Origin of the sequence: Duganella fentianensis (genome assembly GCF_964031615.1) — a bacterium.
Classification (GTDB): domain Bacteria; phylum Pseudomonadota; class Gammaproteobacteria; order Burkholderiales; family Burkholderiaceae_D; genus Rugamonas; species Rugamonas fentianensis_A.
This window is the reverse complement of record NZ_CAXIQN010000014.1, coordinates 82,615-94,535: the sequence shown is the minus strand read 5'-3', so window position 1 is coordinate 94,535 and position 11,921 is coordinate 82,615. Positions and strand designations below refer to the sequence as shown.

Annotated in this window: 11 protein-coding genes; 9 read left to right on the top strand and 2 right to left on the bottom strand. The window is 56.6% G+C overall.

What is annotated here, in order from left to right; genetic code table 11:
• Positions 1-36 precede the first annotated feature (36 nt).
• From cheA to ABNT42_RS10110, 9 genes are all read left to right on the top strand, one after another.
• On the top strand, positions 37-2,256 hold the full coding sequence (gene cheA, locus ABNT42_RS10150) for a chemotaxis protein CheA (RefSeq protein ID WP_348696632.1): 2,220 nt from the start codon (positions 37-39) through the stop codon (positions 2,254-2,256).
• A 20-nt stretch (positions 2,257-2,276) separates the two neighbouring features.
• Positions 2,277-2,765 carry a chemotaxis protein CheW gene (locus ABNT42_RS10145; protein WP_348696630.1) on the top strand — a complete coding sequence of 163 codons (489 nt, stop codon included), beginning with the start codon at positions 2,277-2,279 and terminating at the stop codon, positions 2,763-2,765.
• Between the two features lie 129 nt (positions 2,766-2,894).
• Positions 2,895-4,625 carry a methyl-accepting chemotaxis protein gene (locus ABNT42_RS10140; protein WP_348696628.1) on the top strand — a complete coding sequence of 577 codons (1,731 nt, stop codon included), beginning with the start codon at positions 2,895-2,897 and terminating at the stop codon, positions 4,623-4,625.
• Between the two features lie 84 nt (positions 4,626-4,709).
• Entirely contained in the window at positions 4,710-5,579 is an 870-nt protein-coding gene (locus ABNT42_RS10135; RefSeq protein ID WP_348696627.1) for a CheR family methyltransferase, read from the top strand.
• Positions 5,580-5,588: 9 nt separating this feature from the next.
• The gene (cheD, locus tag ABNT42_RS10130) at positions 5,589-6,185 is read left to right on the top strand and encodes a chemoreceptor glutamine deamidase CheD (protein ID WP_155435061.1); all 597 of its coding nucleotides are present in this window, start codon (positions 5,589-5,591) and stop codon (positions 6,183-6,185) included.
• A gap of 41 nt (positions 6,186-6,226) precedes the next feature.
• Positions 6,227-7,297 (top strand): chemotaxis response regulator protein-glutamate methylesterase, encoded by a 1,071-nt coding sequence (locus ABNT42_RS10125; protein WP_348696625.1) that lies wholly within the window; start codon positions 6,227-6,229, stop codon positions 7,295-7,297.
• A gap of 123 nt (positions 7,298-7,420) precedes the next feature.
• Positions 7,421-7,810, top strand: a complete 390-nt coding sequence (gene cheY / locus ABNT42_RS10120; protein ID WP_008450066.1) for a chemotaxis response regulator CheY — start codon at positions 7,421-7,423, stop codon at positions 7,808-7,810.
• A 2-nt stretch (positions 7,811-7,812) separates the two neighbouring features.
• A complete protein-coding gene (gene cheZ, locus ABNT42_RS10115) occupies positions 7,813-8,457 on the top strand; it encodes a protein phosphatase CheZ (protein ID WP_348696623.1) in 645 nt (214 codons plus the stop codon).
• A gap of 48 nt (positions 8,458-8,505) precedes the next feature.
• On the top strand, positions 8,506-9,705 hold the full coding sequence (locus ABNT42_RS10110) for an HDOD domain-containing protein (protein WP_348696621.1): 1,200 nt from the start codon (positions 8,506-8,508) through the stop codon (positions 9,703-9,705).
• Positions 9,706-9,946: 241 nt separating this feature from the next.
• On the opposite strand, the gene ABNT42_RS10105 is transcribed toward ABNT42_RS10110, so the two are convergent.
• Both ABNT42_RS10105 and ABNT42_RS10100 read right to left on the bottom strand, forming a co-directional pair.
• A complete protein-coding gene (locus ABNT42_RS10105) occupies positions 9,947-10,747 on the bottom strand; it encodes a hypothetical protein (protein ID WP_348696619.1) in 801 nt (266 codons plus the stop codon).
• Positions 10,748-10,782: 35 nt separating this feature from the next.
• Positions 10,783-11,766, bottom strand: coding sequence for a hypothetical protein (locus ABNT42_RS10100; RefSeq protein WP_348696617.1), 984 nt, complete (start codon positions 11,764-11,766; stop codon positions 10,783-10,785).
• Positions 11,767-11,921: the final 155 nt, after the last annotated feature.

Here is an 11,921-nt window from a genome sequence, read left to right as displayed (position 1 = left end):
GGCAATCATGCTGAGTGTAACCAAGGGAGTATCACCATGACCATCGATATTAGCCAGTTCTTCCAGGTCTTCTTCGATGAAGCCGAAGAATTGCTGGCTGAAATGGAACGGCTGTTGCTGGCCGTCGATGTCGACCATCCGGATCCGGAAGACCTGAATGCGGTGTTCCGGACTGCCCACTCTGTTAAAGGGGGCGCGTCGACTTTCGGCATCACCGACATGACCGAAGTGACCCATATTCTGGAAACCTTGCTGGACCGCGTGCGCAAAGGCGAAATGCCGCTGACGGCCGAGCATGTGGACGCCTTCCTGGCGGCCAAGGACATTCTGAAGATGCAGCTCGATGGCCATCGCCACGGTAGCAGCGTCGATCAGGATGCGGTGGGTAATGTACGCATGATGCTGCAGTCGCTGGCGCAGGATGTGCCCGTGACGGCCATGGCGCCGATTGCGCCGTCGTTCCATACCGCCGAGACCCATGCGGTCGACCATAGTGGCGGCAAGCGCTTCCGGCTGGAACTGCCCGCCATGGCGCACCGCGAAGTGCAGGCGCTCGGCGCCGAACTGGGCCTGATGGGCCATGTGTCGATTACTCCGCTCGATAAAGACCGCAATGCCATGCTGGTCACCACCCATGAAAGTCTGGATGACCTGATTGCCATTTGCTCGTTCGTGCTCAATCCGGACGACATGAAAGTGACGGAACTGCCGCCGCTCGATGATGCGCAGGCCCAGCTGGAAGGGGCGGAACGGGCCAAAGTGGAGAACGCGCTCGGCTACGGCTTCTTCGATAGCACCGAACTGCAGCCGCAAGGCGCCGCCGCTGCTGGCGCCAAGGATGGCGAAGCCTATGGCTTCTTCCAGCCGCTCGATGAAATCCGCGCCAATGCGGAAGCCAGCAGCGAAGATGCGCGTGGCTATGGCTTCTTCCAGCCGGTCGAGCAGATCCGCGCCAATGCCGGCATCGTCGACAGCGGGCCGACGCCGCAGCAGATCGCCGAAGAAGAAAAGAAAGCCGCTGCCAAGAAGGAAGAGAAAGCCCATCCGGTGCCCCATGGTGCCGGTGCCGAATCGTCCTCGATCCGCGTCTCGATTGAAAAAGTCGACCAGCTGATCAATCTGGTGGGCGAGCTGGTGATTACCCAGGCCATGATCGAACAGCGCGTCGGCATCCTCGACCCGATGAAGCACGAACGCCTGCTCAACGGCGTCAGCCAGCTGACGCGCAATACGCGCGATCTGCAGGAAGCCGTGATGTCGATCCGCATGATGCCGATGGACTTCGTGTTCTCGCGCTTCCCGCGCATGGTGCGTGATCTGGCGGCCAAACTGGGCAAGAAAGTCGATTTCATCACCAACGGTGCGGCCACCGAACTCGATAAGGGCCTGATCGAACGTATCGTCGATCCGCTCACCCATCTGGTGCGCAATTCGATCGACCACGGCATTGAAATGCCGGCCGTGCGGCGCGCTGCCGGCAAGAGCGATGCGGGCCGGCTGTTCCTGTCGGCGGCCCATCAGGGTGGCAACATCATCATCGAAGTGTCGGATGATGGTGGTGGTCTGAACCGCGAAAAGATTCTGGCCAAAGCGCAGCAGAACGGTGTGCCGCTGAGCGAAAACATGAGCGATGCCGAGGTCTGGCAGCTGATTTTTGCGCCCGGCTTCTCCACCGCCGAGCAGGTCACCGACGTGTCCGGCCGCGGTGTGGGCATGGACGTGGTGAAACGCAATATCAGCGCCATGGGCGGGGTAGTGGATATCCGTTCGGCGCGCGGCTTCGGCACCACGATCTCGATTTCGCTGCCGCTGACGCTGGCTATTCTGGACGGGATGTCGATCCGCGTGGGCGAGGAAGTCTATATTCTGCCGCTGGGCTTTGTGGTGGAATCGCTGCAGCCGGAGCCGGAAGACGTCAAGGAAATCAGCGGCAAGGGGCGCGTCATCAAGGTGCGCGGCGAATACCTGCCGCTGGTGCCGCTGTACCAGATGTTCGATATCACGCCGCGCTTTACCGATCCGTGCCAGGGCATCGTCGTCATTATCGAAACGGAAGGGCGCAAAGCCTGCCTGTTCATCGACGAACTGGTGGGCCAGCAGCAGGTGGTGGTGAAGAATCTGGAATCGAATTATCGCAAGGTAGCAGGCATTTCGGGCGCCACCATCCTCGGCGATGGCGGCGTGGCCCTGATTCTCGATGTGGCAGCGCTGATCCGCTCGTCGCGGCAGCTGGCCGACGAACAGATTTTTAGCTAACTCTCGTCAAGGACTTCGACATGGCAGAAATACTAAGCAATGCAGCAGAAGAGATCGCCGGACACGAGTATCTGGCTTTCACGCTGGGGAAAGAAGAATACGGCATCGATATTCTGAAAGTGCAGGAAATCCGTGGCTATGAAGCCGTGACGCGGATTGCCAATGCGCCGGAATTCATCAAGGGCGTGATCAATCTGCGCGGCATCATCATTCCCGTGGTTGACATGCGGATCAAGTTTCAGCTGGGCGAGCCCGTGTATGACCAGTTCACTGTGGTAATTATTCTCAACATCAGCGGACGGGTGGTGGGCATGGTGGTGGACTCGGTTTCCGACGTTACCACGCTGACTCCCGAGCAGGTCAAGCCGGCACCGGAGATGGGCACAGCCTTCAGCAGCGAGTATATGGTTGGACTGGGCACCATCGATGAGCGTATGCTGATACTGGTCAACATCGACAAGCTGATGGCCAGTGAAGAAATGGGATTGATGGAACAGCTGGCGGCCTAAACCGCGCCGTCACGACTGTACGCAAGGCTTATAAGCGCCCAAAAGAGTGCGCAGCACAGGTTTCATAATTAGGTCAGGTCCCGGAATTTACTGCGGCCTGCCAGCATAGACAGCTAGGGGAGAAACAACATGAATTTACGCGATTTCAAGATAGGTGCACGGCTGCGTCTGGGCTTCGGTGCCATATTGCTGATTCTGGTAGCCATGGTCCTGATGACCAACTACCTGAACTACAGTAATAAGAGCAAGCTGACCAAGGGGCTGGAGCTCACTACCAGCAAGAATCTGCTGGCCGGCACCATGAAAAGCGCGATGCTGGAAACCGGGATTGCCATGCGCAATATCGGCCTGCAATCGGACGTTAGCCTGATGCAGAAAGAAGAGCAGAAGGTGAAAGACCAGCGCGCGCGCTATGAAAAAGCCGTCAGCGATCTGAAAGCGCTGGGTCTGAGCGAGGCGGAAAAGAAAGCCCTGTCCGAAATCGCGGCGCTCGACGCCGACGTGGACAAGGCTTTCAAGGAAGCCATCGGTCAAGTGCTGGCGTTTAACAGCGAAGGCGCGGCCAAAGTGATTTCCGGCCGTATCGATCCGCTCAACCAGCAGACTCTGGGCCTGATTAACAAGCTGGTGGAAATGCAGCAGGCCAATGCAGCCGAAGTGATGGCTGGTTCCGTGACGGCTGACCGTGGCCTGATGATACTGCTGTTCGTGATCGGCGGTGTGGCCGTGGCCATCGGTGTGTTCTGCGCTGCCATCACCACCCGTTCGATTACCGTACCGCTGGCCGGTGCCGTGGCCGTGGCGCAGAAAGTGGCGGCTGGCGAACTGACTTCGCACGTGCATGTGGAAGGTCATGACGAAACCAGCGAACTGCTGCAGGCTCTGAAAGACATGAACGAAAGTCTGGCCAAGACGGTGGGCGATGTGCGTACCGGTACCGAGCTGATTTCGACCGCGTCGCAGGAAATCGCTTCCGGCAATGCCGATCTGTCGGCCCGTACCGAAGCGCAGGCTAGCTCGCTGGAAGAAACCGCTTCTTCGATGGAAGAGCTGACCAGCACCGTGAAACAGAATGCCGACAATGCCCGTCAGGCTAACCAGCTGGCTGTTACCGCTTCGTCGGTGGCGGAAAAAGGCGGCATGGTGGTGTCGCAGGTGGTCGATACCATGGGTTCGATCAAGGCATCGTCGAGCAAGATCGTGGACATTATCGGCGTGATCGATGGCATCGCCTTCCAGACCAATATTCTGGCGCTGAATGCGGCAGTGGAAGCGGCCCGTGCCGGTGAACAGGGTCGCGGCTTCGCCGTGGTGGCCTCGGAAGTGCGCAATCTGGCCCAGCGTTCGGCTGGTGCTGCCAAGGAGATCAAAGAGCTGATCAGCGATTCGGTAGAGAAAGTCGATGCCGGTAGCAAGCTGGTGGATGAAGCCGGCCAGACCATGGATCTGGTGGTGACCTCGATTCGTCAGGTGGCCGACATCATGGGCGAAATTACTGCCGCTACGCAGGAACAGAGCAACGGCATCGAGGAAGTCAATCAGGCCATCAACCAGATGGACGAAATGACCCAGCAGAATGCTGCGCTGGTGGAAGAAGCTGCCGCCGCTGCAGAGAGCATGGAAGAACAGGCCCAGATGCTGGCGCAGGCGGTCAGCATCTTCAAGCTGTCGCATGATCAGGATATGCGCCGTCCGGCTGCGCGCGTGCTGCCACGTCCGGCTGCTGCGCCAGCACCGGCGCCGGCCCCGGCACCTGCCGTAGCGGCGCCCCGTCCGGCCGCTGCGCCAGCGCGTGCTGCAGCACCGAAAAAGCTCAGCACTCCGGCTGCGAATGCGAGCGACGAGTGGGAAGAGTTCTAAGCACCTAGCTGGGAACTAGCGCCGCACGCCGGATAGCGTGCGGCTAGCACGGCATCTTCGCGACAGAGTTAAGGATTTAAGAATATGCCGCATACCAAGGGCAGCAAAGAATTTGAATTTCACGCCAAGGATTTCGAGCGCGTACGGGGGCTGATCTACAAGCGCGCCGGTATTTCGCTGGCCGACAGCAAACAGGAAATGGTGTACAGCCGGCTGGCACGCCGGCTGCGCGCCACCAATATCGAATCGTTCGGCAAGTATCTGGACGATCTGGAAGCGGGCCGGCTGGGTGACGAAGAGTGGGAAGCTTTTACCAATGCGCTGACCACCAATCTGACCTCGTTCTTCCGCGAAGCCCATCACTTCCCTTTGCTGGCGGAACATATCCGCCACAAGCGCGAGACCATCAATATCTGGTGCTCGGCCAGTTCCACCGGCGAAGAACCATATTCCATCGCCATGACGGTGTGCGAAGCGTTCAATACGCTTACGCCGAATTGCAACATCATTGCCACGGACATCGACACCAATGTGCTGGCCCATGCCGCCAACGGGGTCTACACCATGGACCGGCTGGACAAGATGGCGCCGGAACGGGCGCGCCGCTTCTTCTTGCGTGGTAAGGGTGACAAGGCCGGCTATGCCCGCGTGCGGCCGGAATTACGTAATCTGATTACCTTCAAGCAGCTTAACCTGCTGGCGGAAAGCTGGCCTATCAGTGGCCAGTTCGATGTGATCTTCTGCCGGAATGTGATGATTTATTTTGACAAGGCGACCCAGCGCAAGATCCTGTCTCGCTTTGTGCCGCTGATGAAACCCGACGCGCTGCTGTTTGCGGGCCACTCGGAAAACTTCCTGTACGTGTCCGATGCGCTCAAGTTGCGCGGCAAGACCGTGTATGAACTGGATGATCAGCATCGTGGCGCGGCGCAAAAAGCCGTCGCCCGGCTGTGAGAGGAAATCATGGACCTCGAACAATTTGCCACCAACGTTTATTACGATCGCACCTTTGATTGTCAGGCCGCCAAAATCCTGCCGGGCGAGTATTATTACACCAACAAGGATATGCTGATCGTGACGGTGCTGGGTTCCTGCGTATCGGCCTGCATCCGCGACCGTGTGACGGGGCTGGGAGGCATGAACCACTTCATGCTGCCCGATGGCGGCGAGCCGAATAGCCCGGTTTCTGCTTCGGCCCGTTATGGTACGTATGCCATGGAGGTGCTGATCAATGACTTGCTGAAAGCGGGAGCCAAGCGCGAAAATCTGGAAGCCAAGTGCTTCGGTGGCGGCGCGGTGCTGAAAGGTTTTACCGCAATCAATGTAGGCGAACGCAATGCCGCTTTCGTGCTGAATTTCCTGAAAGTGGAAAAAATCCGGGTGGTGGCAGAAGACCTCAACGATGTGCATCCGCGCAAAGTGTATTTCTTCCCCCGCACGGGCAAGGTATTGGTCAAGAAACTGATGCAGACTCATAACGACACGCTGGTTAAACGCGAAATCGAATACGCCAGCCGCCTCAAAGTGGCGCCGGTGGGTGGTGAGATCGATCTGTTCTGATCTGAGTAGCAAGGGCCTTTTTGCCCGGAAAGTAGTATGGAATGAAGACCAAAGTATTGATCGTGGACGACTCGGCGCTGATCCGTAGCGTCATGAGCGAGATCATCAACAGTCAGCCCGACATGCAGGTGGTGGCGACAGCACCCGACCCGCTGGTGGCGCGCGAACTGATCAAGCAGACCAATCCCGATGTGCTGACGCTGGACGTGGAAATGCCCAAGATGGACGGGCTGGATTTCCTCGAAAAGCTGATGCGTCTGCGCCCCATGCCGGTGGTGATGGTGTCCTCGCTGACCGAGCGCGGCTCGGAGATTACCATGCGCGCGCTGGAACTGGGCGCCGTCGATTTTGTTACCAAACCTAAAATTTCTATCCAGGCCGGGATGCGCGAATACACCGACTTGATCACCGATAAGATCCGTGCCGCGGCCAAGGCCCGCGTGCGCGCCCGTACCTTGCCCGCTGCCGGCAGCGAAGTGCATAGCCAGCTGCCGCAATTGCGCAACCCGCTGACGTCGTCGGAAAAGCTGATCATCATCGGCGCTTCCACGGGCGGCACGGAAGCCATCCGCGAATTCCTCATGCAGATGCCGTCGGACTGCCCCGGCATCCTGATTACCCAGCACATGCCGGAAGGCTTTACCCGCTCGTTTGCCCAGCGCCTCGATTCGCTGTGCAAGATTTCGGTGCAGGAAGCGGCCGGTAACGAACGTATTCTGCCCGGCCACGCGTATATCGCACCGGGCCATTCGCACCTGTATCTGGCCCGTAGCGGCGCCAACTACATGACCCGCATCGATCAGGCCGACCCTGTCAACCGTCACCGTCCGTCGGTGGATGTGCTGTTCCGCTCGGCGGCGCAGCATGCCGGTAAGAATGCCGTCGGCGTGATCCTGACGGGCATGGGCAAAGATGGTGCGGCCGGCATGCTGGAAATGAAACAGGCGGGCGCGCATAATTTTGCCCAGGATGAAGCTAGCTGCGTGGTGTTCGGTATGCCGCGCGAAGCGATTGCCATCGGTGCCGCGCACGAAGTAGGGGCGCTGTCGGCACTGCCGGGCATGGTGCTGGGCCATCTGGCGGCACACGGAATGCGGGCATTGCGCGTATAAAATGTCAAGTGTGACGTTTTAGTGCGACTTTGTTCGCCTTCAAGCAACGAAAATGCTATCCTACAACTTGCTGGTAATTGCAGACACTATTAACAACCGCGTAGAGAAACAACGGAGTAATTCATGGCTGATCCAAAGATGAAATTTTTAGTCGTAGACGATTTTTCGACGATGCGCCGCATTGTCCGGAATCTGTTGAAAGAACTGGGTTATGCCAATGTCGACGAAGCCGAAGACGGCGTGATGGCGCTGGCCAAACTGCGCGCTGAATCGTTCGATTTCGTCGTGTCGGACTGGAACATGCCGAATATGGACGGTCTGACCATGCTGCAAAACATCCGTGCTGATCCCGCTCTGGCCAAACTGCCAGTGCTGATGGTGACTGCGGAAGCCAAGAAGGAAAACATCATTGCTGCCGCACAAGCTGGCGCCAATGGTTATGTGGTGAAGCCATTCACCGCTGCTACGCTGGATGAAAAACTGAACAAGATCTTCGAAAAACTCGGAGCTTGAGGATGGTGGAGCAGCCAGGCGGCACCGGTATCATGGTGCCGAATGAGGAGTTTCTGTCGCGTATAGGCCACATGACCCGCACTCTGCATGACAGTTTGCGTGGTCTGGGGCTAGATAAACTGATTGAAAAAGCCGCTTCGGACATCCCGGATGCGCGTGACCGTCTCGATTACGTCGCGCGCCTGAGTGAAGATGCGGCCCAGAAGGTGCTGAACGCCACCGATGCGGCCAGCCCCTTGCAGGACCAGATAGGTGGCCATGCCCGTACCCTGAAGGCGGAATGGCATGGTTTGCTGGCCGCTGGCGAGCAGGCCGACAACGCCGCTTGGCGGGCACTGGCGCAGCAGACCATTGCGGCACTGGATCAGGCCGCAGCGGGCACGAGCCAGACCAAAGCCCATCTGATGGATATCATGATGGCGCAGGATTTTCAGGATCTGACGGGGCAGGTGATCAAGAAAGTCACGGCCATTGCGCAGAATCTGGAACAGCAACTGGTACAGATGCTGGTGGATTTTGCGCCGGACCAGATGAAAAAGGAACTCGATAACGGTCTGCTGAACGGACCGCAGATCGACCCGACGCGCGAAAATGTGGTGGCCGATCAAGGGCAGGTGGATGACCTGCTCGACAGTCTCGGTTTCTGACCAGCTCCGGCCCGCCTAGTGCGGGCCTCTCTCATTGGGCCCTACAGCATGCATCAGACTGATTTCCTCGTGCGTGAACCCCTGCTCGATGCGCGCCAGCGCGTGCTCGGTTACGAGCTGTGCTGGTCCGCCGCAGCCGCTACCCCGGCCGAGCAGGAACTCTTGCTGGCCTTCGTGGCCGAACAGTTGGTAGGCCCCGAGGGCGACTGGCTGCTGCGCGACAAGGCGCTGTTCCTTGAAGCCGTGCCGACCATGCTGTCGGCCGATGCCTTGCACCAGCTGCCGCCGCAGCACACGGTGCTAGCGCTGAAAGCGGCCACCTTGTCCCACCCTGATACCATGGCCGCCGTGCAGGCGCTGCGCGCCGGTGGCGTGGGCATTTTGCTACGCGAAGCCGACCTGCAGCGCATCGGCACCCGTTTGCCCAGCATTGCCAGCTATGTGGAAGTGCGCTTCTCCGGTGCCGATGTGGCCGATCAGGCGCGCAACTACGCAGCGCTGCGTCACGCTGCCGTAGGCATGGTGGCGCGGCCCGTTTCCAACTGGGCCGATTTCGACGCCTGCGCGCTGCTGGGCCTGAATGCCTTCGTCGGCAAGCTGCACCTGACGCCGCGCCCCAGCAAAGACCAGAAGGGCCTGAATCCGGCCCAGACCATCATCATGCAGCTGATGCAGATGGTGCGCCAGAATGCCGACGTGGGCCAGATCGAGGCTGTGCTCAAGCGCGATGCCACGCTGTCCTACAAGCTGCTGCGCTTTATCAATTCGGCCGGTTTCGGTGCGGGGCGGGAAATCCAGTCGCTGCGGCAGGCACTGGCGTTGCTGGGCTATGCGCCGCTGTACCGCTGGCTGACGCTGCTGCTGGCCACCGCCAGTACCACCGGCTATTCGCCTGTGTTGCTGGAAACGGCCGTGGTGCGCGGGCGGCTGGCCGAACTGCTGGCGCAGCAGGCGCTAGGCAAGAGCGAAGCAGAGCAGGTGTTTGTGGCCGGTATGTTCTCGCTGCTGGACAGGCTGCTCGGCATCAGCATGGACGAGGTGCTGGCGAATATTCAGTTGCCGGAAGATGTGGTGGCGGCTTTGTGCAACCGCGATGGCAAATATGGCCCGTATCTGGCGCTGGCCGAAGCCTGCGAGCTGAATTCGAATCTGGTGTTTTCGCTGGCAGCGGCGCTTAAACTTAGTCCGCTCGATGTCAACACGGCTCATCTGGCAGCGCTAGCGTGGGCGCAGAACGTGGCGGCATAATAAGGCGAGCTAGCCGTATCGGCTGCTTTTCCTGGGGGAAACTGAATAGTCTCCGTAGTTCAATACCAGTTAATCATTCTGGGGCGACCTTGGCTAGTAATATTGCTCCGGACTGAAGTATTTAACTGCCACAATGCAGATAATAAGAGTTATCACGCGAATTGGTAGCGATGCATCAGAAATGACCGGCTGCTTCCGCCCCAAAGCGGACGGGCGGCAATGACGTAAAACCTAACAATCTTCAGCAAGATGCAGCAGTAGATTCAATATCGGTTGCGGCAGCCATCAGTTGAAACTCAGAATATGACGTCGCCAACCTTGGCATTTGGATTACTTCGGGTGAAGAGAAATTTGGATGGAAAATGATCTCATCGTTATTCGTTTGAAGAATACTGCCACGCATGAAGGCTAGTACATTTAAGTGCCTACTAATTCCAGACTGAGGATTCTCGATTATGGCTCTCGTCATTGATTGTGCGAGATTTTTTGCCCACCAGCCCATACCGGCAACTTCAATATTTACTGGCGACGTCCTGAAATCAAGCAGAGGTCTTAACGAATTCTTGTAACTCGTGATTTTTGAACCGCTCCCAATATTACAGATTGCCATACTTTTTCTGAAGAAGCCAGGTAGAAAGTCTGGACTCGAAAAGCGTATAACCTGCACGACTGGAATGTCAGTTTCAGAAATCGTATCTGTAGGGGAAATGCCGACAATTAAAAACCGAGCTCCCAACTTTCTCTCTGCATCCGGTGCCGACTCGAAAATGGCTCTTGCGATCTGAGTCCACTCCTTCGCTGCTTGATTTGGACACCACGCATGAGTCGAGGATTGTAATGGGAGCTCAAGCATTTTTCTGAAACTGTCCATGAGTCGAAATCCGATATAGACGGAACCTGAAAACCCACCCACTATAAATCTTCCGAGTGGATATGCCTTCTGTAAGATATCTGCTTGACGTCCATCTTTCCATGTCATTTGAACGTCTGAAATTAATGTTCCGTAGCCAAAGAGCGATGCTGCCCCAACTATCCATGTCATAAATATTTCCCCTTCATTACTCGCCTAAATGAAAATCAGTAAGCTTGGGGTCGCTCTGCACGACTGTGGAGTGAACGATACATTCCTTGAAGTTCGCCCACGTCTGTTGAAAGTGAAACATTGTAGCGATTATCAAGCTTCGCCTGTCGCGCAAGTGATATGAATCCTCGTTCAGCGACTATTCTGCTGGCATATGGAATGGCCGTACAAAAGGAGTGCATATCCTGAATATCGTTGACTTTTAATGGGCCAGTTTTTAATTCTAGGCGTACAGCCAACTCTGCTTCAACATTCAATGTGGGGACATCCTGAATAAACTTAACTATTGCTTCGCCGCCAAGTTCCTTCATTTCATCAACGGTATGCCCAACAACATTAAGCATATGAGTGATAAGACTCTGATGATCAACGAACAGTCTCGCTGCATATGCTCGCCAACGGAGATCTATTGTCGAGCCATCCATAACTTTGCGACGCGCTTCAATTTGAGAAATAAGCTGCTTAGAATCATTGGCGAAAGTAGCGTGTGCTGCACGCCGGCGTCCATCATCTTGATTCATCATATAGTCAACGTATTGAGTTTGTAGGTCAACGTGATGATTCAGAAAGCGAGAGACAGCAGCATCTTCCGGCGATGCTACAAGTGCATCGAACATTTCAAACGCCTGCATAAACCCCGGCACGACAGTCCAATTCGCAGGTAATTGCTCCGTACTCTCACCGAAGGCTTTACTTAAGGCGTTTCGCATCTCGATTAGAAGGCGTGCCTTTCGACTGCGAAATGCGAAGCCTTTGCTTAGTAGAGCTTGAACTTCAACAACTTTCTTCCGACTTTCTGGATCGTTCCGCTTGGATGTTTCTAAAATATGGGAAACAGTCAGAGGAGCGATCAATTCTTCTGCTCGAACCGCATCCAATAGTTCCTGATATACCAAGAGGTGAGGCCCTGAAGTCGTCTTGCCCGCATGCACCCGTGCGAGATCAATCCATTTATTTTGGTCTAAGAATAGCACGTGCATTTTTAACGCCTATTTCTGCCTATTTGTTTTAATACTTTCGAATGACCTATTCTGGCCGTCAGCTGCCGAGTTCAGAATTTAAATATTTTATTAGTTCAGAAGGGGACATCACCGCTACCGAGTCCTCAATCATTTCGAGTGTAAGAAAGCCCTCA